At 72.7% G+C, this 23,968-nt stretch carries 12 protein-coding genes and 1 tRNA gene; 6 read left to right on the top strand and 7 right to left on the bottom strand.

The features are described from left to right. Positions 1–260 precede the first annotated feature (260 nt). Both eccB and eccD read right to left on the bottom strand, forming a co-directional pair. On the bottom strand, positions 261–1,736 hold the full coding sequence (gene eccB, locus ACIBK8_RS06310; protein WP_399040417.1) for a type VII secretion protein EccB: 1,476 nt from the start codon (positions 1,734–1,736) through the stop codon (positions 261–263). Positions 1,737–1,791: 55 nt separating this feature from the next. Further along, complete coding sequence (gene eccD / locus ACIBK8_RS06305; protein ID WP_399040415.1) at positions 1,792–3,180, bottom strand: type VII secretion integral membrane protein EccD; 1,389 nt, start codon at positions 3,178–3,180, stop codon at positions 1,792–1,794. Positions 3,181–3,457: 277 nt separating this feature from the next. Here eccD and eccCa point away from each other — a divergent pair, with 277 nt between their 5' ends. Beyond that, positions 3,458–7,429 (top strand): type VII secretion protein EccCa, encoded by a 3,972-nt coding sequence (gene eccCa / locus ACIBK8_RS06300; RefSeq protein ID WP_399040414.1) that lies wholly within the window; start codon positions 3,458–3,460, stop codon positions 7,427–7,429. A gap of 455 nt (positions 7,430–7,884) precedes the next feature. Here the strand turns inward: eccCa and ACIBK8_RS06295 are convergent, their stop codons facing one another. From ACIBK8_RS06295 to ACIBK8_RS06280, 4 genes are all read right to left on the bottom strand, one after another. After that, positions 7,885–9,186, bottom strand: a complete 1,302-nt coding sequence (locus tag ACIBK8_RS06295; RefSeq protein ID WP_399040413.1) for a S8 family serine peptidase — start codon at positions 9,184–9,186, stop codon at positions 7,885–7,887. A 306-nt stretch (positions 9,187–9,492) separates the two neighbouring features. After that, positions 9,493–12,786, bottom strand: coding sequence for a right-handed parallel beta-helix repeat-containing protein (locus ACIBK8_RS06290; RefSeq protein WP_399040412.1), 3,294 nt, complete (start codon positions 12,784–12,786; stop codon positions 9,493–9,495). A 467-nt stretch (positions 12,787–13,253) separates the two neighbouring features. Further along, positions 13,254–15,026, bottom strand: a complete 1,773-nt coding sequence (locus ACIBK8_RS06285) for an ATP-binding protein (protein WP_399040411.1) — start codon at positions 15,024–15,026, stop codon at positions 13,254–13,256. A 7-nt stretch (positions 15,027–15,033) separates the two neighbouring features. Next, the gene (locus ACIBK8_RS06280; RefSeq protein WP_399040410.1) at positions 15,034–15,762 is read right to left on the bottom strand and encodes a response regulator transcription factor; all 729 of its coding nucleotides are present in this window, start codon (positions 15,760–15,762) and stop codon (positions 15,034–15,036) included. A 155-nt stretch (positions 15,763–15,917) separates the two neighbouring features. Between ACIBK8_RS06280 and ACIBK8_RS06275 the strand changes: the two genes are divergently transcribed. The 5 genes from ACIBK8_RS06275 (at position 15,918) to ACIBK8_RS06255 (ending at position 23,555) form a co-directional block, all read left to right on the top strand. Further along, a complete protein-coding gene (locus tag ACIBK8_RS06275) occupies positions 15,918–17,318 on the top strand; it encodes an AMP-binding protein (protein WP_399040408.1) in 1,401 nt (466 codons plus the stop codon). A 1-nt stretch (position 17,319) separates the two neighbouring features. Beyond that, positions 17,320–18,339, top strand: a complete 1,020-nt coding sequence (locus ACIBK8_RS06270; RefSeq protein ID WP_399040406.1) for a 2-phospho-L-lactate transferase CofD family protein — start codon at positions 17,320–17,322, stop codon at positions 18,337–18,339. Further along, on the top strand, positions 18,336–19,238 hold the full coding sequence (locus ACIBK8_RS06265) for a LuxR C-terminal-related transcriptional regulator (protein WP_399040405.1): 903 nt from the start codon (positions 18,336–18,338) through the stop codon (positions 19,236–19,238). Before ACIBK8_RS06270 ends, ACIBK8_RS06265 begins: the two co-directional genes overlap by 4 nt. A 155-nt stretch (positions 19,239–19,393) precedes the next feature. Continuing rightward, positions 19,394–22,246 (top strand): AAA family ATPase, encoded by a 2,853-nt coding sequence (locus ACIBK8_RS06260; protein WP_399040404.1) that lies wholly within the window; start codon positions 19,394–19,396, stop codon positions 22,244–22,246. 550 nt (positions 22,247–22,796) lie between these two features. Beyond that, positions 22,797–23,555, top strand: a complete 759-nt coding sequence (locus ACIBK8_RS06255) for a GntR family transcriptional regulator (RefSeq protein ID WP_399040402.1) — start codon at positions 22,797–22,799, stop codon at positions 23,553–23,555. A gap of 132 nt (positions 23,556–23,687) precedes the next feature. Here ACIBK8_RS06255 and ACIBK8_RS06250 read toward each other — a convergent pair. Further along, positions 23,688–23,761, bottom strand: a tRNA-Pro gene (locus ACIBK8_RS06250). Between the last annotated feature and the right edge of the window lie 207 nt (positions 23,762–23,968).

The raw sequence follows: 23,968 nt of genomic DNA, 5'->3' as shown, positions 1-23,968 counted from the left end.
TTCACGGAGGGTTCACGTTGTCCGGATGCACCGCTCCCGAATACGTCGGTCCGGTGTCGTTGTCACGGAGTCGCCGACCCTACCGGCCGTTTCGCCCGCACTGCGGCGGGATTCACGCCGGTAATCCGGCTGCCACGACGCCGAGTTCACGAGAGAACCAGCTTCGGGAGGCTTCATCATTACCAGGGTAGAGAAGGCCGCGGCCCGTGTAGTCATACCAAAGGCTGACCTTCGGGAATGGATTGCGCGGCGCCGCCCGTTCATGAGCCGGAGCCGTTGTGCGAGCAGCCCGATGACGAGGCGGGCGCCGCCGGGACGACGCCGCCCTTGGCGAGCTTCGCCGGGTCCAGGCTCGGCCCGGTGGGCAGCAGCTGCACCAACTGCGCGGGGAGTGTGGCCGGTTGCGCGGCGTCGTACCCCAGCTGTTTGGACGCGGCCTGGGTCATCGGGTAGGCCGTGCCGGAGTCGGTGACGAGGTAGTCGGACGCGCCGGCGCCCGCCGACGAGAGGGCACGGACCAGCGCGCCGCGGCCCGGACGCACCCAGACCCGGTCGGACGCCAGACAGCCCGCCTGGATGCCGGGCTGCGTGTTGGGGGCGCCGGCCGGCACGTCCTTCGCGTCCAGGACGACGATGCCGGTCGACGGGCCCTTGCCCGCGCCGGTGCCCGGGGTGACCTTGGTGCACACGTCCTGCTTGTCGTCGGCGGTGACCAGCCGCGGCGCCGTCGCGGGCAGCCCTTCGGCGAGGGCGTTGCCCAGGTCGGACGACGCCTGGTGGGCCTCCAGGTCGGCGGGCCCGATGGTGCGCACCTGTACGGCGGCGCCGTCGTACGCCTCCTTCTGGGTGCGCGGGTCGCCGCGCAGCAGGTCGAAGAGGAGCGGCGTCAGCGGGACGAGGCCCTCCTTGCGCAGCACGTAGCGCTGGCCGCCGGTGGCGGTGAACAGCTGGCCGACGCGGGAGGGCGCACCGGCCAGCGGCGGGCCTTCGTTGCCGCGGTCCGGCACCTCGGGTGCGGCGACGTCGGTGCCCGCGGTCAGGGTGTTGAGGAAGTCGTCCTTGACGTGGAGGGGGGTGGCGTTGGCCCAGCCGAGTGCGGAGTGCGCGCCGTGGTCGGTGTCGATGCGGTGCCGCATGCCGTGCCAGAGCAGCTGCACGCCGCCGGACGGCGAGCTGACGAGGGTGCCTGACGTGTCGTCGATGGCCTCGCCGACCTCGGTGCTGCCGACGGCGACGCTCAGCACGTCCCGTTTCTTGCCGTAGGAGTTGGTGAGGTGACCCGCGCAGGCCAGCCAGGCTCCGGTGTCCAGGGCGTCGGGTGCGGGCACCGAGTCCGGCGCGCCGACGATGCCGACCGGTGCGCCGTGCGGTGTGCCCCCGAGCGAGGCGGCGCTGACGCTCTGCACCGTCATCCGGCTGCCGGCGATGAGCTTGGCCGACGCCTCGTTGAGCACCGGGTGCAGGGCGTCGCCTGCGAAGAGGTAGCGGCTGGTGGAGTCGTCGACCAGGACGAGCGTGCCCGGGGTCTGCCACGAGGTGGCGCCGCCGGGTGAGACCACGCCGTAGAGCGTCACGCCGACGGCGACGAGCACCGCGAGGAACGTCCCGCCGATCAGGCCGCGCTTGGTGCGGGCGCTGGGCGCGTCGGGGGCGTCGGGTTCGACGCGCAGCATGCCTGCCGACAGCCGGCTCATCACGAACAGGTGGGCCTGTACCTGGTCCCGCCTGGATTGCATGGAATTCCCCTTCCTCGGCCGTGACGCACGGCCGGCGGCTGTCCGGGAGGACGGATCAGCCCTTGATGGCGCGCAGTTGCTGGTAGATGCCGGCGACGAGGATCGTCAGCGGGACGAGGACGACGGCGGCCGTGGTGTGCAGCAGGTCGCCGATGCGGCCCCAGTACGGCACCAGGCGGCGGCCGGGTACGGTCCAGGCGGCGATGGCGGCCACGGCGGCAGCCGCGAGCAGCCCCGCGGTCAGTCCCAGCCGTGCGGGCAGGGAGATTCCGGTCGCGCTCAGGGTTGCGGCGAGGGCGAGCCCGTAGGCGCCGGGCAGCACCATGGACAGGCGCTGCCACAGGCTGCCGAAGTGCCGGGAGTGCAGCAGCAGGAGCAGGCTCAGCACGCAGGCGCACACCAGGGGCGGCCAGCCGTCCGCGCCGGGGGCGGTGAGCAGGGCGGTGAGGCAGGCGGCGGCGACCAGTCCGAGAGCGGCGTAGAGGCCGGTCATGTAGCTGTCGGCGAGCACCGCGCGGGAGGCGATCCGGTCGGCGGGGTGCGGGGTGATGCCTTCCTGGAGCTGGTCGGCGTTGGCGGGCAGGACGGGCAGCCGCAGGCCCGACATCCGGAAGCCGAGTCCTGGCACCAGACCGCCGCAGACGAGTACGCACAGGACGACGATGCCGGCGGCGTGGCTGACCGGGAGTCCGGCGACCACGCCGCCACCGCCCACCGCGACGAAGAGGCTGACGGTCAGCGCGCCGAAGAACAGCGGGGCGCAGGCGGCGACCGCGGCGAGCGCCAGCACGGAGGCGCCGGCGCCGGTGGCCCCGGCCGCCAACAGCCGGGCGCCGAGCAGCACTTCGGTGTCGCCGCCGGTGGGCACCAGGGCTCCGGCGAGCGCCATGTAGGGCACGGCCATGATGCCGAGCACCGCGCCGCCCGACGCGTCGCCGACGGCGCGGGACGCCGCGCCCGAGCAGCCGACCAGCAGCAGGGCGAGTCCCGCGCCGATGACGGCCCGCAGCACGGTGGGCCCCGGCAGGGCGAGGACGATCAGGCCGACGGTGAGGGCGGTGGCCGCGAAGCCGAGGAGCAGGCGGCGGGTGAGTTCGGGCCGCCAGGAGTCGGGCCGCTTGCGCAGGGCCTCGCCCACGCCGTCCACGAGGTCGTCGTAGGCGACTTCGGGCAGCGTCTCGTGGCGGGGGCGGAGGTAGAGGGTCTCGCCGTCGCGCAACTCCAGTGTGCGCGGGGTGCCTTCGTCGTCGAGCGGCGGCTGCCCCAGGCGCTGTACGGCCCAACCGCCCTGTTCCAGGCCCTGTTCGTGGAGGTCTTCTCCCGCGTAGTCGACGAGGACCGGCAGCAGGTCGGCGACCGGGACGTCGACGGGCACGCCGATGTCGAAGGACCTTTCGGGGGATCGGACGGTGAGTCGGCACAGGCCGACGGTGGTGTCGCTCACGGCGGCTCGCTCTCTTCGTCCCGGAAAAGCCTCCGGGTCGACGCGGATTGAGGAGAACACTATCGTGACTGCTTATCAGCAATTCGACCGCAGAGCGTACTCCCGAGAGTTGAAGGTGTACCTCAAGCCATCCGGTCACCGCACTGCAATCTTCCCTTAACCGCCAGCATTTGCATCATCGCGGTTGCGAATTGTTCCTCGCTCCCACTCCCCCGGTGCCGGCCTGCACCGGCCGGCCGCGCAGCAGGAACGGCCGCCTCCCGAAGGAAGGTCCGTCTTGAGCACCGTCACATTCCGCCGCCCCCCACGCAGGCCGGGGCCACAACTGCCGCAGGGCGAGCTGAGCCTTCAGGAACCGCCGGCCCTGCCCGAGTCGCAGAGCGCCATGTCCGGCGTGATCACCTACCTGCCCATGGCGCTCAGCTCGATGGGCATGGTGCTGATCTTCCTGAAGCCGGGAGGCAGCGGCGGCGCCCTCACCTACGTCGCGATCGGCATGATGGCGATCTCCGCCATCGGCATGCTGGTCACCCAGTTCATGCGCAGCGCCCAGGACCGCAAGCGCAAGCTGCGCGGCGAACGCCGGGACTACCTGCGCTACTTGACCACCACCCGGCGCCGGGTCCGCAAGGTGATCACCCAGCAGCGGCAGGCGCTGTCCTGGCAGCACCCCGAGCCGCCCGCCCTGTGGTCGCTGGCCCGCACCAGCCGGCTGTGGGAACGACGGCTGACGCACGAGGACTTCGCCGAGGTACGGATCGCCCGCGGCTCCCAGCAGCTGGCCCTCACCCTCTCCCCGCTGTCGACCAAGCCGGTCGAGGACCTCGAACCGCTGTGCGCGCACGCCCTGCGCCGCTTCATCCGCGCGTACGGCACGGTCGCCGACCAGCCGGTCGCCGTCCGGCTGCGGACCTACGCCCGGATCGTGCTGCGCGGCGACGAGGCGGCCTCCCGTGCCGCGGTGCGCGCGCTCCTCGCCCAGCTTGCGGTGCTGCACGCGCCCCGCGAGCTGGACATCGTGATCGTCGCGGACGGCGAGGCGCGGGCCGAGTGGGAGTGGACGAAGTGGCTGCCGCACGTGCACCACGCGGCGGAGACCGACGGGGCGGGCCCGGCCAGGCTGGTCATCGACAGCGTCTCGGAGCTGGAGGCGCTGCTCGGTGAGGAGTTCGCCCAGCGGCCCAAGTTCGACGCCGACCGGGAGCCGAGCCGGGACGAGCCGTACACCGTGATCGTGCTGGACACCGCGAACGTGCCGCAGGGCGCGCGGGTGGCGGGCGCGGGCTACGCCAACGCCGTGGTGCTCGACGTGCGCGGCATCCTGGGCTGGCAGCACTCGCGCCAGGTGCTCAGGCTGCGGATCGGCGCCGACGAGCTGCACATGGTCGGCACGGACCGCAGCGGCAAGGAGACCGAGACCGCGATCGGCAGGCCCGAGGCGCTGGGCGCCGCCGCGGCGCGGGCGCTGGCCGCCACCGTCGCGTCGTACCGTCCCGGCGCGCGCACCCAGACCGACCAGCCGCTCCAGGAGGACATGGACCTGGCGGGACTGCTGGGCATCGCCGATCTGCGCACGGCGGCCATGGACCGGATGCAGACCCGCTCCCGCGGCGAACGGCTGCGGGTGCCGATCGGCCTGTCCGCGGACGGCACACCGGTCGAGCTGGACATCAAGGAGTCGGCGCAGGGCGGCATGGGGCCGCACGGCATGCTCATCGGGGCGACCGGCTCGGGCAAGTCCGAGCTGCTGCGCACCCTGGTGCTCGCACTGGCCCTGACCCACTCGTCCGAGACGCTGAACTTCATCCTCGTCGACTTCAAGGGCGGCGCGACCTTCCTCGGCCTCGACGAACTCCCGCACACCTCCGCGGTGATCACCAACCTGGCGGACGAGACGGCGCTGGTCGAGCGGATGAAGGACGCGCTGCACGGCGAGATGATCCGCCGGCAGGAACTGCTGCGGCGGGCCGGCAACTACGCGTCCGCCCTGGAGTACGAGAAGGCGCGCGAGGCCGGCGCCGACCTCGCGCCGCTGCCGACGCTGTTCGTGGTCGTCGACGAGTTCAGCGAACTGCTCGCCGCGCACCGCGACTTCATGGAGCTGTTCGTGATGATCGGCCGGCTGGGCCGCAGCCTGGGCGTGCATCTGCTGCTCGCCTCGCAGCGGCTCGACGAGGGCCGGATGCACCAGCTGGAGTCGCACCTGTCGTACCGCATCGGCCTGCGGACGTTCTCCGCGATGGAGAGCCGCGGCGTGCTCGGCGTGCCCGACGCGTACAACCTGCCGTCCCAGCCGGGCAGCGGCCTGCTCAAGAACGACGTGGGGACGCTGACCCGCTTCAAGGCCGCGTACGTGTCAGGGCCCTACCGTCCGGCCCGGCGCAGCACGCAGCAGGCGGTGGTGGCGGGCCAGGTGGTGCCGTTCAGCACCGCGTGGGTGGCGCAGCGGCAACTGCCGCAGGCCGCGCCCGAACCGCTGCCCGACGAGGCCGACGAGTCCGCGCCGAACCTGCTGGACGTCGCCGTGGACCGGCTGCGGGAGCGGCCCACCGCCCCCGCGCACCAGGTGTGGCTGCCGCCGCTCGGCCTCGCGCCCACCCTGGACGCGCTGCTGCCGCCGCCGGCACCGGCCGCCGGACGGGGCCTGGCGCCCGCAGAGCCGCAGCAGGGCGGCCGGCTCGCCGTACCGGTCGGCATCGTCGACCGGCCCTTCGACCAGCGGCGCGACCCGCTGATGGCCGACCTGTCGGGGGCCGGCGGCCACGTCGGCATCGCGGGCGGCCCGCAGAGCGGCAAGAGCAACCTGGTGCGCGCCCTGATGAGTTCGCTGGCGCTGACGCACACCCCGCGCGAGGTGCAGTTCTACTGCCTGGACTTCGGTGGCGGCGCGCTGTCGGGCCTGGCCGGGCTGCCGCACGTCGGCGGCGTCACCGGGCGCCTCGACCCGGAGCGTGTGGTGCGGACGCTGGCCGAGATCACCGGCGTCATCGCGCGCCGCGAGCGGCAGTTCGCCGAGCTGGGCATCGAGTCGATGGACGACTTCAGGCGGCGGCGCGCGGCCGGTGAGCTGGCCGACGAGCGGTACGGCGACGTGTTCCTGGTCGTGGACGGCTGGGGCACCGTGCGGCAGGACTTCATGGACCTGGTGCCGACCTTCAACCTCATCTCCTCGCGCGGGCTGAGCTTCGGCGTGCACCTGATCATCGCGTCGACCCGGTGGGGCGAGATCGGCAGCGCGCTGCGGGACCAGCTCGGCACCCGCTTCGAGCTGCGGATGGGCGACCCCATCGACTCGGTGATCAACATGCGGGCGGCGGACACCGTACCGAAGATCCCCGGGCGCGGCATGACCGAGGAGCGGCTGCACTTCCTGACCGCCCTGCCGCGGCTGGACGGCGACGCGCAGGTCGCCTCGCTCGCCGAGGGCGTCACCGCCATGGTGAACCAGGTGGCGGCTGCCTGGGACGGGCCGCCCGCGCCGCCGGTGCGGATGCTGCCCGCGCAGCTGGACGCGGCCACGCTGCCCGCTCCCGACGGCGATCTGCGGGTGCCGCTCGGCCTGGAGGACCAGCGTCTCGAACCCCTGTGGCACGACTTCGAGTCGAGCCCGCACCTGATCGTCATCGGCGACGCGGAGACCGGCAAGACCAACCTGCTGTCCCTGATCTGCCGGGCGGTGGCAGGCCGCTACACGCCGGACGAGGGGCGGATCATGCTGGTGGACTTCCGCCGCACGCTGGGCGCCTGCGTGCCGGAGGAGTCCAGGCTCGGCTACGCGGTCTCGACGGACAAGCTGCGGCAGATGGTCGAGAGTGTGGCGCGGGCGATGCGCGACCGGGTGCCGGGGCCCGACATCACGCCGGAGCGGCTGGGCAAGCGCGACTGGTGGACAGGACCGCAGCTGTTCCTCGTCGTCGACGACTTCGAGATGGTCGGCGGCGGCGGCATGTCAGGGCCCAGCCCGTTCGCGCCGCTGATGGAGTTCCTGCCCCAGGGCAACGAGCTGGGCCTGCACGTGATCGTGGCGCGCAGCGCCAACGGCGCGTCCCGCGGCATCAGCGACCCGCTGCTGCGTCAGCTCCTCGAGGCCAACACCCCCGCGCTGATGCTGTCCTGCCCGCCGTCGGAAGGCATGTTCCTGCCCGGCGTCAAGCCGCGGACCATGACCACGGGACGCGGCCTGTACATCACGCGCCGGGGCACGACCCAGGTGCAGACGGGGATGCACCACGCCCCCACCGCCCCGTAGCGGACGGGCACGGCGAGCGCCGAAGCCCCGCACGGATGCCGTCCAGGCACCCCGTGCGGGGCTTTGCTCTTGCACATCGAAAGAAGCTACCTCGCGTACGAGGAACGGCCATTCCCTTTTCTTTTTACCGGCCGGGAAGCGGCAGCAGATAAAAGCCTTCGCGCACCACCCCCAGGTGGAGGGTTTGAGTGGTGGCAAAAAAGCAATGCCCTGAATCGGCGCACGAAAGAACGGGCTCGAAATACGCTCGAACGGGGAAGGGAAATGCGCCTGGGAGCGGCCGGGATGGCCGGAACCGGCGGCCGGGCACGGCGTGTTCGTACCGCGCGAGGGGCGCGGGGCACGAAAAAGGAGGCCACCTCGGCGAGAGGTGGCCTCCTCCTGACGCGGAGCGGGTGCGGGACGGACGGGTTTGGGGCGGGCCCTTCGGCCTCCGTACGGGCGGCGGCGGGGCCTCAGGCGCCGGAGGCCGTGCCGCCCGCCGCGCCACCAGCCGGGCCACCCGCCGCGCCGCCGGACGACGGCCCGCCGCCCTCGGCCGCGAGCCTGCCGGGCCGCCAGCCGCGCCGCTGCCCGCGCGGGATGACCGCGGCGGCGAGCGCCATCAGCGCCAGCAGCGCCGCGGACGCTCCGGCGATGATCCAGGCCCGGTGCCCGGCGGCCCCGGATTCCGGTGCGGGCAGCTGCAGCGCCTCGGTCGCGCCCGTGTCTCCGGCGTGCACCGATGTGCTGAGGTTGGCGGTGACCGCCGACCCCGGGTCCACGGTCCCCCAGCCGACCAGCGGTCCCGCCCCCGCGCTCTGGTAGTGGTAAGCGGTCCGCTCCAGCCGGGACAGCACCTGAGGTGCCGTCAGGTCCGGCCGGTACGAGCGGACCAGGGCCGCGGTGCCGGCGACGAAGCCGGAGGCCAGGTCGGCGCCGCTGCCGGTGAAGTGCCCTGCGCCGCGCGGCCCGATGCTCAGCACGTTCTGGCCGGGCGCCGCCAGATCCGGCGCGGTGGCCGGCGGCACCTGCTGGTCGGGCAGCCCGTCGGGCGGCGCGAGCGAGGCGACGGCCACCACGCCGGGCAGCTGCGCGGGGTAGGCGGCGGGCGCCGCTTTGCCGCTCTCCTGCTGCTCCCCGTAGGCAGGGGCGATGACCAGCACGTCCTTGGCCTGCGCCGCCTTCACCGCGGCGGTCAGCGCCGCGCTGCCCGACGCCAGCGCCACCGGCACGTCGACCACCTTCGCACCGCCCTTGACGGCGGCCTCGATCCCGGCGGCGAGGTGGTCGGCCGATGTGGTGCCGTCGTGTTCGGTGGCGCGTACGGCCAGGATGTGCGTCCCGGGGGCGACTCCGGCGAAGCCGACGTCGGCCGGTTTCGCGGCGGCGATCAGCCCGGCGACGAAGGTGCCGTGCCCGACGCAGTCGGTGCCTGCCGAACCGCCGGCGACCACGTCGGGTCCTGCCGTGACCCGCCCGGCCAGCGCGGGCGACCCGGTGGCGTCCACGCCGGTGTCCACGACGGCGACGGTCGCGCCGTCGCCCTCGGTGAGGTCCCAGGCCAGCGCGGGGTTCAACACCGCCTGCTGCCACGGGGGTTCGGACGCCTTCTTGGCGGACGGCTTGGTGCAGGCTTTCCCCTCCAGTACCCGGGGAATGGGCGGCAGGGTGGTGCCGCCGCCCTGAGCGCCGTCCGCTCGCGCCACCGGGGCCGCGGCCGTGGCGCTCACCGCCAGCAGCCCGAGAGCGGCGGCCGTCCCCAGGACCCGCCGCACTCCGGGAAGCCGATGGCCGGTGAACCCGGCAGTGCTCTCACGGCAGTTGTGACCGTCCACCAGCGGTGTTCCCCTACTTCCGTCGTCACCCATCGCCTCACACCGTCCGACGTCCCGGGGATGGCACGGCCGCTCCGCCGTCCCTGACACCGGGCACCGCGCGGCGCACGGCCTCCGGAGAACGACGGCGCGGCCCGCTGCGGACACTCCATTCACGCAGGTGCGGACCGCGTCCACCACATACAAGTGGGTGTGATATTGCGGGCAGTTCGCCACCCACCGGATCAGCGGCGGGCCGCCCCCTCCTCACAGGTTGGCCGCCTCCAGGTCCTCGGGCAGCAGCCTGCGCAGATCGTCGAGTCCCGCGTCGGGGAGCCGGCTGAGGCGGCCCGCCTGCCGGGTGACCATCGCCTCCATGACCTTGCGGGCGTAGCGCGCGTTGCCGAAGTCGTCACCGCGCTGCACCGATGCGAAGTGCCTGCGCAGCCCGTCCACGGTCGCCGGGACGCACTCGTAGCCGTCCCGCGCGCAGGTGCCCAGCACGATCGAGAGCAGCTCGTCGGTGGTGTAGTCCTCGAAGTGCACGGTGCGCGAAAAGCGGGACGCCAGGCCCGGGTTGGAGGCCAGGAAGCGCTCCATCTCCAGCGAGTAGCCGGCCGCGACGACGGCGACGTCACCGCGGTGGTCCTCCATCAGCTTGACCAGGGTGTCCACCGCCTCCTGCCCGAAGTCGGACGAGGAGCCGCCGGCCGGGGTGAGGGTGTACGCCTCGTCGATGAAGAGCACCCCGCCACGGGCCCGCGCGAAGACGTCCTTGGTGAGCTGCGCGGTGTGGCCGACGTACCGGCCCACCAGGTCGGCGCGGGCCACCTCGACGAGCTGGCCGCGCGGCAGCACGCCCAGGGTGCCGAGGATTTCGCCGTACAGCCGGGCGACCGTGGTCTTTCCGGTGCCGGGCGGCCCGGCGAAGATCAGGTGGTGTCCGACGGAGGTGGCGGGCAGCCCGGCGGCCTGCCGCCTGCGGGCCGTGCCGAGCAGGTTGACCAGGTCCTCGACCTCGTTCTTGACCGCGTCCAGGCCGGTCATCGCGCGCAGCCGCCCCAGCACCTCGTCCAGCGCCCCGTCGTCCGGCTGCGCGGTGCCCGCGCCGACCGCTGCCGCCGCCTGCTTGCCGACGTCGGACGGGACGAAGGTCGTCAGGTCGTCCTGGGACACCTCGGCCATCGCCGCCAGCCGGAACGCCTGCCGGTCGACCATCTCCTCGAACACCTTGCGGGCCGCCCGCGCGTTGCCGAACGACTCGTCCTTGTGCATCCGCTCGAAGTGCACCCCGAGCGCCTTCTCGGTCTCGTCCGCCAGGGTGTAGCGGTGGGCTTCGCACTGCCGCTGCACGATGGTGACCAGCTCGGGGACGCTGTAGTTCTCGAACTCGATGGTCCGGCTGAAGCGGGAGCCGAGGCCGGGGTTGGACTCCAGGAAGTTGCTCATCTGGGAGGTGTATCCGGCCGCGATGACGACGACGTCGTCACGGTGGTCCTCCATCAGCTTGACGAGGGTGTCGACGGCCTCCTGGCCGAAGTTCGCCCCGCTGCCCTCCTGGGAGGTGAGGGTGTACGCCTCGTCGATGAACAGCACGCCGCCCAGGGCCTTTTCGAAGACCTCGGTGGTCTTGATGGCCGTACCGCCGACGATCTTGGCGACCAGGTCGGCGCGGGACACCTCCACCAGGTGGCCCGAACGCAGCACGCCCAGCGAGGCGAGGATGGAGCCGTAGAGCCGGGCGACGGTGGTCTTTCCGGTGCCGGGCGGGCCCGCGAAGACCACATGGCGGGCGTTGGTCGGCACCGGCAGCCCGGCCTCGCGGCGGCGGCGCGCCAGCCGGTTGAGGTTGACGAGCATGTTGACCTGCTCCTTGACCGCCTGCAGGCCGACCAGTTCGTCGAGCCTGGCCAGCGGCCCGTGGGTGTCGGCGGCGCCGCCCGCACCGGCTGCCGCCACGCTCTCCCCCCAGACGTCGGGGTCGGTGTTGCCGCTGCTGGTCAGGTTCTCGACGCTGGTCTCACCGTCCGGCGAGGTCTGCCGCACACCGGCGCCCTCGTTGTCGGTGGCCGTGCAGCCGGTCACCCGTACCCGCTTGGCCGTCTCGACCCTGACCCCGTCGCCGGCGTTCTGGGTGAGCCGGCAGCCGTTGAGCGCGCCCCGCGCCTTCTGGCCCACCAGCACGCCGTTCGCCTTGCCGTCGTGCACCCAGGTGCGGACCGCGGTCAGCTCCGCGTCCTCGTCCAGGGCGACGCCGTCGGCCCCGGACCCGGCGATCTCGCAGTCGAGCAGCGTCACGGTGCCACGCGGCCCCACCTGGACCCCGGCGCGTTTCGCGGCCCGCACCGTGGTGGCCTGGAGGGTGGGCCCGGCGCCTTCGGCGACGTACACCCCGCACTGGCCGGCGCCGGTCAGCTCGCAGTCCTCCAACTGGCTGCGCCCGGTGCCGCGTACCTCGACGGCGTGCCCGGCGGGTCCGGTGACCTTCACCCGGCGCAGTACCGGTTCCGCTCCCCCGTCGATGAGGATTCCGGTGCCCTTCGCACCGGTCACCTCGGCGCGGTCCACGCGGGGCGCGCCGTCGCCGGAGAGCAGGATGCCCTCCGCCGCGCAGCCGCGCACCTGGAGTCCGGTGAGATGCGGAGCGGCGGATTCCTCGGTGACCACGCCGGAGCCCGACGCGTCATCGACCGTGCAGTCGGTGAAGGTGCCGCGTGCGTGCCCCGCGACGACGATGCCGTGCCCGTCGCTGCGTTCGACGGTCAGCCCGCGGAACACGGGGTTGGTGTCGCCGGTGAGCGTCACGCCGTGGCTGGAGGTCTCGCTCACCGTGCAGTCATCGACCGTGGCCTGTGAGGAGGAGCTGATGTGCAGTCCGATGACCGTGTCCCGCAGCCGGCACTGCGCGATGCGGGTGGCGCTGTCCTGTTCGATGGCGACGGCGGGTTTGCCGGTCATCGAGATGACGCAGTCCTCGACGCTGCCCCGTGCCCGCCCGTTGGCCAGCACGCCGTTGCCCCGGGCGTCCCGTACCGTGCAGCCGCGCACCACGGGTGCCGCCTCCTCGCCGATCACCACGCCGGAGCTGCCGAGGCGTTCGAAGAGGCAGTTCTCGATGATGCTGGGCGCCCGCGAGATGTCCACGATCCCGGCGCCCGCCTGGTTGACGACGTGGCAGTTGCGCATGGCCAGGGAGCCCTCCTCGCGGGAGAGCAGCGCCGTCCAGGCGGCGCCGGTGATCTCGCAGTCGTCGATGGCCGCCTGGCCGCGCGGCACGTCGATCACCGGCAGTTCGGTGTCCTCGCTGCGCAGCCGCAGCCCGGAGAGCTTGACCGCCTCGGCCAGGACCTGGACGGCGCTGCCGGTGCGCGGCGCGATGTCGACGACCGCCCCGGCCTCATGGGCCACCAGGGTGACCATTTTGGTCACCACGAGGTTCTCCTCGTACCGGCCGGCCCGCACGCTGATCACGGTGCCGCTGCGGGCCGCCTGGATGGCTTCTGCGATGGTGCGGTGTCCGTCGACCCCGTCCGGGTCCACGATCAACAGGTGGCGAGCCAACGCCGCTCCCCCTTCGTTGTGATCGGGTCGGCGCCCGTACCGGTCCATGCGCCGGGGCGGGTCGGCTCCCTGATATCCGATGACATGTGCTGATGACGTGTGAGGTGGTGGGGCCCGCGCGTGCGAAAAGCCCGGCCCGGGGGCCGGATTCCGGCGGTTGCCGGCGGCCGTGCGGACCGTGGGGCACCGTTACGGCGGCGCCGGAAGAGACATGGTCCGGCCCGCTGCTATGACGGGAACCCGCCGCGGCGCGACCTGATGACACGGTCGGACGCCGGTGTTCCCTTGTGGTGAATGCGGCAGCGGGCCCGCCCGGCCCTCGGGGCACCGGGGTCTTCCCCCGGCGTCCCGTCCCAGTGGGCACACGAGGTGCGCCGCACTGCTGCCGCCGCGAAGTGTACGCGCAATTCCCTTTCCGTGGACGGCCCCTGGCGCCCGGACGTCGTGAAACGCCCCTGCGGGCACGGCTATTCGGCCCGCTCTCCGGGAGGCGGTGCGCTGCCGGAACCGGTGTCGGAGGCGGCGTCGCAGGCGTCGGACGGTACGGCTCCCGGCTCCGGCTCCGCCGTCGGCAGCGTGACGCGGGCCACGGTGCCGCCGCCGGCCGCCCCGCTCTCGATGGCGAGTTGGCCGCCCATCCCGTCGACGAGTCCCTTGGTGACGTGCAGGCCGAGCCCCGACCCCGGGTTCTTGGTGCGTTCCGCGCCGAGCCGGTCGAAGGGGACGAACAGCCGGTGCTGGAGGTGCTTGGGGATGCCGGGCCCGTCGTCCGTGACCACCAGATCCAGCAGGCCGTCCGCCCGGTGCTCGGCGCTCAGCACCACCCGGCCGCCCGGCCGGTTGTACTTGATGGCGTTGGTGGCCAGATTCAACAGGACCTGCCGCAGCCGCCGTTCGTCGCAGACCGCGGTGGGCGCGTCGTCGGCGTTGACGACGTCGAACGTCACCTGCGCCTCCTGCGCCCCGGCCACCAGCAGGCCGTGCACGTCGGTCAGCAGCGGTCCGACGGGCAGCGGTTCGGTGTGCAGCCGCAGTGCCCTGGCCTCGATGGCGGCCACGTCGCGGAGATCGTCGACCAGCGCCACGAGGTGATGGGCCGCCGAACTCATCCGCTCCAGCGCCTCCTCGCGCCGCTCCACGGTGAGGCTGCCCGACCGCAGCAGCTCGCCGAAGCCGACGACGGCGTGCAGCGGGGTGCGGATCTCGTGCCCCAGGGCGGTCAGGAACTGGGACTTGGTCCTGCTGTTCTCCTCCGCGTGCCGCTGCGCGATCTCCGCCTCGGCGCGTGCCCTGCGCTCCTCCTCCGCGGCCTTGCGGCCGGTCTCGTCGACGAGGTTGACGCACCAGGACACGATGTTGCCGTACGCGTCACGGACGCCTGAGTAGGTGGTCGAGGTGACGATCGGCCCGTCGTGCAGACGGTTGAAGCGCAGCTCGAACCGGTGCGTGTCACCGCCTTCCGCGGCGACGCCGTGCACCAGGCTCGGCCGGTCTTCGGCCTCCACCAGGTCCTGGAAGAAGCGGCCTACCAGGCCGGACGCGTCGGTCTGCAGCAGCGTGCACAGGGCGCGGTTGACGCGCAGCACCCGCCCGTCGAGGCCGAGCAGCGCCATGCCCGCGGCGTTGTCGTCGAACGCCCGGCGGAACCGTTCCTCGCTCTGCGCGAGGCTGCCGAAGAGCCGGTCGTGGTCGATGGCGACGGCGGCGAGGTGGGTGAAGCGGTCGACCAGATGCCGCTCGTGCTCGGTGGGTGTGTGCGGGATGTCGTGGTAGACCGCGAAGGTCCCCAGGACCTGGCCGTCCTTGCCCGGGATGGGTGTCGACCAGCAGGCCCGCACGCCGGCTATGGCGGCGGCCGGGCGGAAGTCGTCCCACAGGGCGCTCTGCTGGATGTCGGAGACCACGACCGGTACGGCCGTGTAGGCGGCGGTCCCGCAGGAGCCCGCGCAGGGCCCGGTGTCCATGCCGTCGATCAGCTCGACGTACTCCACCGGCATGCTGGGGGCCGCGCCGTGGTGCAGCCGCCCGGAGCGTGCGTCGAGCAGCAGGACCGAGCACTTGGTGCCGGGCAGCAGGTCTTCCAGGGCTCCGGTGACGGCGTCGAGCACCGCGCGCAGCGCGGCCCCTTCCGCCATCATCTCCAGCACCTGGGCGTGGTGGACGAGGAGTTGGGGTATGGCATCGGCGGGTACGTCGGGCCCCACGCCGAGGGATGCCCGCCGGTCGAATTCGCGCAGCATGGCCACCTCAGGGCTCGAATCGGTAGCCGACGCCGCGGACCGTGCGCAGCCAGCGTGGCCGGTCGGGATCTCGTTCCACCTTGCGCCGCAGCCGGTGCACGTGCTGGGTGACGGTGGCGGGCTCCTGCCAGTCGCTGGAGGACTGCCAGACGTGTTCGAGCAGTTGGTCGCGGGTGTAGACGTGGCGCGGCGATGCGGCGAGGAAGGCCAGCAGGTCGAACTCGCGGGCGGTCAGCTCCACCGCGCGGCCCCGGACCGTGACGGTCCTGGTCGCCCGGTCGATCATCAGGTCCTCCTGGGGGTGGGGCGGGCTCTGCGGCGCGGCGGGGGCGGCGGCCGGTGTGGGCTCCGTCCGTTTGCTGCGGCGCAGTACCGACCGCACCCGCGCGGCGAGTTCGGCGGGCGAGAACGGCTTGACGACGTAGTCATCGGCGCCGAGGTCGAGTCCGATGATGCGGTCCGTCTCGCCCGACCTGCCGGAGACGACGATCACGGGAAGGTCGGCCGACCTGCGTCTGATCTGGGTGAGGACGTCGAGCCCGGCGACCAGGGGCAGGGTGAGGTCGAGCAGCACCACGTCGGGCTGTCCGGTGCCGACGGCTTCCAGTGCCGCCTGGCCGTCTGCCGCCGTCAGGACGTGGAAGCCCTCGGACTCCAACTGCCATCTGGCCAAGGTCCTTACGTCCTCGTCGTCGTCCACCACCAGGACGTGAGCATGTATGTCGCCCGTCGGCAAGGCCCCTCCCCGCTTCGATCAACCGCACTGCGCGGGGTGGAGATCATCTCATGTTCGCCTCTTCGCGTCACCACGCGGTCACCTTGAGCGAGCAGTTAAGCAATATTTGATGAACCGTTGTGGAGAAGGTGAGCTGACCGCACGAGAGTTCAACCGTGAGTACGAGATCCGCGGACACCGTTGCTGCCGCACTAGCCGAAGGCGCCGCCCTCCGAGGCGAGGAGACGTTCCTCGTCGTGGAGACCGCGCCGGGTGAGCAGCAGAGGACCAGTTGGGCCGAGATGGACGCGCGGGCGACCAGGACGGCGCGGCTGCTGCGCTCGCTCGGCCTTCAGGCGGGCGACCGGCTGAACGTGCACGCGACCAACTGCGCGGAGTTCTACGACCTGTGGTTCGGTGCCGCGCGGCTGGGCGCCGTGATCGTCCCCAGCGACCCGCTGCACACGCCGGACGAACTCGCCTATCTCCTGGCGCGCTCCCGCTGCCACCTCACCTTCACCCACGCGAGCCTGCGGGAGACCACCGCGCGTGCCCGCCTCCAGGCGCACGACTGCCGGCACCTGTTCGTCATCGGCGGGGACGGCGACGACGCCTTCCACACCGCGCGCGACGCGCAGTCCGACGCCCCGTGGTCCCCGGAGGAGGACGGTGCGGGCCCCGGGCCGCACGACACCCTGGGCGTGCTGCACGTGACGGCGGAAGCCGGACGGCACGAGGAGGTGCTCATCACCCATGCCGCGTACCTGAGTGCGGGGCGTTCCGTCGCCGCCCGGCTGCGGATGCGCCCCGACGACCGGCAGTTGGTCGTCCTGCCGCTGTTCCGGGGCAACGCCCAGCAGTACGCGTCGATGTCGTCCCTGGTCAGCGGCGCGTCGATAGCACTCGCCCCCGGCTTTTCGGCCACGCGCTGGCCGGCCCAGGCCCGGACGCTGGGCGCCACCGTCGCCGGGCTGCTCCCCTCGCCGATCTGCATGCTGCTGGCGCGGGATGAGGGCGGTGACGAGACCGCGCACCACCTGCGGGCGGTGGTCGCCACGCAGAAGGTGTCCGAGGAGCAGATCGCGTCGTTCGAGAAGCGCTTCCATGTCTCGCTGCTCCAGCTGTACGGCATGCGGGAGACCGTCGCGCCGGTGCCGGCCCCGGCGCAGGCGAGGCGGCGCAGGCGGGAGCAGCGGGCGCCCGCCAGGACGCGTCGGCCGGGTGAGGCCGGGCGCCCCCGACCAGAAGGGCCGTCCGGAGGAACCGTTCCCCGGTTATCACGGCCCCCACAGCTGACACATCGTCACCACCCTTCGGCGGGCGGCCCATCCGTCCCCCAACACCCCGGAAGGGATGCCCTCATGGCATGCAAGCGTCCCGTTGCCGCCCGCCGCGCAGGCCCGCCGCACCCGACCGGCAGCGGCCGTCCACCGGGCGGACGGCGGACGGCCGCGGAGAGAGAGCGGGCGCGTCCGGTGGTGCGCTCCCGTCGGCGGGTGTGCGGCGCCGACGCGCTGTCGTCCTTGTGTGTCGCCGGCTGCCGGCGACCGCTGATCGAGCACGCTGAGGCGGAGTGACATGGTCAACGTTGTGGGTATCGGCGGCGGCATCGGCGCGTCGCGCCTGTGGCTCACGCTGAACGACGCGCTGGATGACGGTGCGGCGGACGGCCCGTCGGGGCTGACGCTGGTGGTGAACACGGGTGACGATCTCTGGGCGCACGGTGTGCGCGTCTGCCCGGATCTCGACACCACGCTGTACGCGCTCAGCGGCCGGCAGGACGTGGAGCGCGGCTGGGGCACCAAGGGTGAGACCTGGCGGTGCATGGAGGCGCTGCGCGGACTCGGCGGCGAGGTGTGGTTCAACCTCGGTGACACCGACCTGGCCACCCATCTGCTGCGCACGACGTGGCTGCGGGACGGCGTGGGACTGGCCGAGGTGACCCGTCGGCTGGCGGCGGGCATGGGGCTGCGCTGCCGGGTGCTGCCTGCCACCGAACAGCCGGTGTCCACCCAGCTGTTGTGCACGGACGGCGAGCGGCGCAGCTACCAGGAGTTCCTGGTGCGGGACGCCGCCGGGCCCCGGGTGCACGAGGTGACGTACGCGGGGATCCCCGCGGCCCGTCCGGCGCCCGGCGTCCTGGAGACGCTGGAATCCGCGGACCTCATCGTACTGGGCCCGAGCAATCCGGTGGCGAGCCTGGGCCCGGTGCTGGCGGTTCCCGGGATACGCGAGGCGCTGCGGGACGCCGGGTGCCCGGTGGTCGCGGTCACACCCACCGTCAGCGGGGTGCCGTTCGACGATCCGGGCGAAGCGCGGCGGGCGGACAGCAGGCAGCGGCTGATGGAATCCCGCGGCGTGCAGCCGACGGCCACCGGCGCCGCTGAGATGATCCGCGACCTGTGCGACGTCTTCGTGCTGGACGCGGCGGACGCCCAGGAGGCGGACGCCATCCGGGCGTTGGGCCCCGACGTGCTCGTCACGCCCACGCTCGCGAGCGGCGGCCGTGCCCCGCGCGCCCTCGCCGACGCCGTGCTCGGCGCCGCCGGCGCAGCCCGTCGGGTCCGCTCCGGTGCGATCGGGGGCGCACGGCGATGACTCTCGTCAGCCCGGAGGGGACGGCAGCGCCCCGGCAGCAGATACTGGACGGACCGGTGCGAGGGGTGCGGGACGCGGTGGACAGGTCACGCGGCGCCCCGGCGGGCCGTCCGGTGCCGCGGGTGCGTGCCGCGGCGGATCTCCAGGTGGGCCTGAAGGACGGCAGCAAGGCGGTGGGCACCGCGTTCACCTTCACCGGCCTGTCGTACGGGGGCGAGCACGTGGCGCTCGGCTTCGGGGCGGTCCCGGCGCGGGCCGGGGCGCGGGTGCCGCTGGTGGGTGTGCACACCGAGTGCCTGAGCGGCGAGGTCCTGGGGTCGCTGCACTGCGACTGCGGAGCCCGGCTCCAGGAGACGATGCGGGCGGTGCACGACGCCGGCGGCATCCTCCTCTACCTGCGGCAGAGCGACCGCGGCTTCGGTGTCACCGGCGGGCTCGACGTCTGCGCCAGGCAGCCGGCGTCGGCCCCGTGCCCCCCGGCGGGCGCGCCGCGGCGCAGCGACCGGGACCGGATCTGCCGGGTCGTCGCGGAGATGCTGTCGGCGCTGGGACTCACCCGGGTGACCCTGCTGACCTGCGATCCCGATTGGGCGGGGCCGATCACCCGGCAGGGCATCGCCATCGACCGGGTGGCGTCAGCCGTGGCCGATCCTGAGCGCCGGGCGCCGGGTCCTGGCGGCCGGGCGGCTGCGCCCGCGGGGGACGGCTTCGTCACCCCGCGCGAGTACGAGGTGCTGCGCAGGGTGGCCATGGGCCAGAGCAATCCGGAGATCGCGCAGGCGATGTTCATCTCCCGCAACACGGTCAAGAGCTACCTGCAGAACGTGCTCCAGAAGCTGAACGTCCGCAACCGGGTGGAAGCCATCGCCCGTGCCCGCGAGTTGGGAATCCCGTTGTGAGCCTCGCCGTTCCAGGTCCCGGATTATCACGGATCCGAACATTCCGAACCCTCATCCGGAAGCGTCAGCGCCATCGGCAGGCGTGTGCCGCCATGAAGCCCAGGAAGACACGTGAAGGAATACTTCGGCATTCAGCAACGAACGAGTGAGTTCCGATGACCGCACCGGGGAGCTTTCACCCGCTGCACGAGCGTGACGAGCAACTCACCGCCCTGCACCGGCTCCTGATGGACAGTCATATCGGCCCGGCCCGCTTCGCCATCGTCTCGGGACCGGCGGGCTGCGGCAAGACGGAGCTGCTGCGCACCTTCGCGCGGCAGGCCACGGCATCCGGTGCCGCCTGCCTCAGCGCCACGGCCTCGCGGAGCGAGCGCCTCGTACCGTTCGGCGTGTGGGCGCAGCTCTTCCGCAGCGCGGGCGGCCTCACCCCGCCCGCCGGCGGTGACCTGTCCCGCCTGCTGGACGGCAAGGTTCTCAACTCCGTGCCGGGCGCGGCGCCGCAGGACGGATCCACGCCGCTGTCCGCGCAGGTCATCAACACGGTGTGCCTGCCGCTCCTGGACGTCGTCGACAAGATCCCCGGTCCGGTGGTCATCGGCATCGACGACTTCCAGAACGCCGACGCGGTGTCCCTCCAGTGCCTGGCGGCCGTCGTCCGCAGGCTGGGGTCCAAGCCGCTTCTGGTCGTGCTCGGCGAATGCGCCGACCGGCCGTCGGCGGACGCCGCGCTCCAGGCCGAGCTGCCGCTGGAGCCGCACTCGCGCCGGCTGCGGCTGCGGCCCCTGTCCAGGACCGGCGTGCAGAACCTGCTGGAGCTGCACCTGGGCCGGACGGCCGCGCAGCGGCTGGCCGACGCCTGTTACGAGATCACGGCGGGCAATCCGCTCCAGCTGCACGGCCTGATCGCCGACAACCAGCGGGCGGACACCGGATCCTGCGACCCGGCCGTGGACTCCGGGTACGCCGCGGCGGTCCTCTCCTGCCTGCACCGCTGCGGCCTCGCCGCGCTCGCGCTCGCCCGGCACATCGCCCTGATCGACGGCCCGGCCACCACCCGCGTCCTGGCGCAGGTGACCGGCGTCGACGACAAGACCCTGATGCGGACGATCGGCACCCTCAACGACGCCGGAGTGCTGTCCGGCATCCGCTTCCGGCACCCGAAGACGCGTGCGGCGGTCCTCGACAACATGGCGCCGGAGAAGCGGGCCGCGCTGCGCGCCCGGGTCGCCGATGTGCTCTACCGGAGCGGCGCCGCGCCCCTGACCGTCGCCCGGCAGCTGCTCGCCGCCGCGCCGGTGCCGACCGGCGACTGGCCCGTCGCGATCCTCGACGAGGCGGCCAGGGCCGCCGTCCGCGGCGGGATGCTGGACCTCGCGCACGACTGCCTGGTCCTCGCGCGTGAACTGGAGCCCGCCGACGAGAAGTTGCGGGACTCGATCACCGCCACGCTCTTCGACATCGAGTGGCGGACGGACCCGTGCGCGGCGGTCCGCGGCCTGCCGTCGCCGGCTTCCGCGTCCCGCTCGGGCGCCCTCTCCGGCGCGCACGCCTCGATCCCGGTCACCGTGCCGCTGTGGTTCGGGGACGTCGATGCGGCGGTCGCGGGCCTCCAGCAGATCAGCGCGGCGCCCGAGGTCCACGCGCCGGGCGCCGCCGCCCGGGTGCAGGCGTCCCGGATGTGGCTGCGGCTCGGCTACCCGGCGGCGGCCGGCGGCCGGCAGCTCACCGGTCTCCCCGACGACCCGGCCGCCGAGCAGCCGCCGGCCGGTCCGCCGAGCCCGCAGGTCCAGGGCGCCCTGCTGCTGAGCCGGCTGAGCGGCGGCGGCCCCGACACGGCGCTCGCGGACGAGGCCGAGCGGCTGGTACGCCACCACCGGCTCGACGAGCACACCTTCGCCGTCCTGGCGTCCTGCCTGATCACGCTGCTCTTCTCGGACCGCCTGGCGACCGCCGACGAGGCGTGCAGGCGGCTGGCCACCGAAGCGATCGAGCTGTCGTCCCAGACCTGGCGCGCCCTGTTCACAGGGCTGCGCGCGGAGGTCGCGCTGCGCCGCGGCGACCTGCCCGCCGCGCTGCACCTGGCGCACACCTCGCTCTCCGTCATCTCCCACGAGAGCTGGGGCGTGGGCATCGGCATGCCGCTGGCCACGCTGATCCAGGCCGGCATCGCCTCGGGTCAGCTCGACGTCGCCCACCGCGCCCTCCAGGTACCGGTGCCGGACGAAATGTTCCAGACGCCGATCGGCCTGCACTACATGCAGGCCCGCGGCCACCACCACCTGGCAATACGTCAGGAACCTGCGGCTCTTGAGGAGTTCCTCGCCGTGGGCCGCCTGACGCAGAAGTACAGGATGGACATCCCCGCGCTGGTCCCCTGGCGCAGCGAGGCCGCCCGCGTGTACCTGACGCTGGGCGACCAGGAACGGGCCCGCGAACTGGCGCAGGCCCAGCTCGACCGGTGCACCACACTGCACGCCCGCGCCCGCGGCGCCGCGCTCCGCATACTCGCCGCCTGCGCCGCACCCGGCCGCCGCGCCCCCCTGCTGGAAGCCGCGGCGACAGCGTTCCAGGAATGCGGCGATACCCGGCAACTTGCCGCCACCATCGAGGAGTTGAGCACGGTGCAAGAAGATTCCCGCCCACACTGCGCCCCGTCCGGCGCCCCCTCCAGCGAACGCTGCACCATCCCCGACACCCCCGGCAGGCTCACCCAGCCGCCCCGCACCCCCCGCCAGACCACCTTCCCCCACACCCTCCGCCTCCCCCCGCCGAACGCCGAACGCCGCCCCGCCCCCACCCTCAGCGAGGCCGAACGCCGCGTGGCCGACCTCGCCGCCCGCGGCCACAGCAACCGCCAGATCGCGGCCCGCCTCTACATCACCGTCAGCACCGTCGAACAACACCTGACCCGCGTCTACCGCAAACTCCGCGTAAAACGCCGCACCGACCTGACAGCCGGCCTCCACACCACCACCCCACCCCAGGCGGAGGCGACGGCGGGTCGGTGACGGACGACGACTTCCGCGCTACGCGCTACCCGCCGCTCACAGAACCGGCGCACTGCCGAGCTCCACGCGCGTACAGCGGGTGAGCTCGACGACGAGATGGGAAGCAAGAAACCAACGAGAAGCAATGCGCTGACCGTAGGGCATGTGCCCGTCCGTAGGGACATGGGCCGCCTCTGAGGCGTCCGAGCCCTGGAGGAGGAACAGAAAGCCCCGGGAGTCGCAGTTCGCGGGCCCACCGCACACCTGACACAACATGCCGCGCATGGCCTGCCGTTGACGCACGGAGTGCAGCTTCCGATAGTCAGGGCGCCCTTCGCCGGGAGCCTGCCGCATCCGAGCCCAGAGCACACCATGCCGGTCACGATCACCGGACTTCTCATCCTGGTATCCCAGGCCCGCACCATCCGGGCGGACGGTCAGCCCCCCTCTCATCTCTAGAGATGTCAAGGTTGTCGCAACGCACACATACGCGCAGGTCAGGGCCATCAAGAAGGTGTTCCGACGCTTGTGTGATTAGGGTGTCTAGAGAAGAAGGGCAGGGTGAGCATCGATGGTCGGCCAAGGCAAGAGTCGCCAGCCGAAGTACCAGCGGATCGCGGCCGATCTGAAGGCGGCGATCGAGGCGGGCGACTACCTCCCCGGTGACCGGCTGCCAGGTGAGAACACCCTGATGGCCACCTACGAAGTGGCTCGCATGACTGCCCGGCAGGCGATCGGCGTCCTGCAGAGCGAGGGGCTCACCGAAGCGCGGAAGGGCGCGGGTGTCTTCGTACGGGACTTCCGGCCGCTCCGCCGCCAAGGCATCAAGCGTCTGTCGCAGGAGCAGTGGGGCAACGGACGTTCCATCTGGGCCACCGACACGGAAGGCCGCTCCGTGGAAGTCGACCAGGTGACGGTCGGCGAGCAGCCCGCACCCGAACGGATCGCGCACGTATTGGGTTTGGAGCCAGGCGACCCGGTGTGCGTCCGCGAGCGCCGGTTCGTGCTCGACGGCAAACCCGTGCTGCTCTCCGCCAGCTACCTTCCCGCACAGCTCGTCGCGGGTTCGGCCATCGTCCAGGAGAACACCGGGCCCGGCGGCATCTACGCGCGGCTCGATGAGCTCGGGCACAAGCCGGTGCGTTTCCGTGAGGAGATCCGTTCCCGGATGCCCTCCCAGGGCGAGGCGGACGCGCTGCGGCTGGCCGCCGGTACGCCGGTGATCCTCGTGTGCAGGACCGCGTTCACCGAGGACGGTCGTCCGGTCGAGGTGAACGAGATGACGCTGGATGCCGCGTCGTACGTGCTGGAGTACGGCTTCGAGAGTTGAGGGGCGGGGTGCCGCGGCGCCAGGGCCGGAGGGGCGCGACGGCGGGGCGCCGCCGTCCATGGCCGTTGCGGGATCACGGAAAAGCCCGCCGCCTCAGGTTTCCCCGAGCCGACGGGCTTCCGACAGTATCTGTCGGGACGACAGGATTTGAACCTGCGACCCCTTGACCCCCAGTCAAGTGCGCTACCAAGCTGCGCCACGTCCCGATGCCCGTTCCGCCGGTTTTTCCCCGGCTGACCGCGCACGAGAACAATACCGCATGTCAGAGGGTGCGCGTTGCCATATCCGGGACGGGACGGGCGGACGAGGGCCGGACCGGGACCGGGACGAGTACCCGTGCCGGCGGGGCAGGGCCGACCGGCGGGTCCGGGCCCGGCTGCGGGTCAGGAGGAGGGGGAAGGCCCACGGGGCCG

It is taken from the genome of Streptomyces sp. NPDC050161, from assembly GCF_044460025.1.
In the GTDB taxonomy this organism is placed as follows: domain Bacteria; phylum Actinomycetota; class Actinomycetes; order Streptomycetales; family Streptomycetaceae; genus Streptomyces.
Note: the sequence above shows the minus strand (reverse complement) of the source record. Positions and strands in the feature narration are given on the sequence as shown.

Excerpts from the sequence above, each read along its gene's own strand:
- eccB (WP_399040417.1), bottom strand. The coding sequence starts at position 1,736 with ATGCAATCCAGGCGGGACCAGGTACAGGCCCACCTGTTCGTGATGAGC.
- ACIBK8_RS06285 (WP_399040411.1), bottom strand. The coding sequence starts at position 15,026 with ATGCTGCGCGAATTCGACCGGCGGGCATCCCTCGGCGTGGGGCCCGAC.
- ACIBK8_RS06270 (WP_399040406.1), top strand. The coding sequence starts at position 17,320 with ATGGTCAACGTTGTGGGTATCGGCGGCGGCATCGGCGCGTCGCGCCTG.
- ACIBK8_RS06265 (WP_399040405.1), top strand. The coding sequence starts at position 18,336 with ATGACTCTCGTCAGCCCGGAGGGGACGGCAGCGCCCCGGCAGCAGATA.
- ACIBK8_RS06260 (WP_399040404.1), top strand. The coding sequence starts at position 19,394 with ATGACCGCACCGGGGAGCTTTCACCCGCTGCACGAGCGTGACGAGCAA.
- ACIBK8_RS06255 (WP_399040402.1), top strand. The coding sequence starts at position 22,797 with ATGGTCGGCCAAGGCAAGAGTCGCCAGCCGAAGTACCAGCGGATCGCG.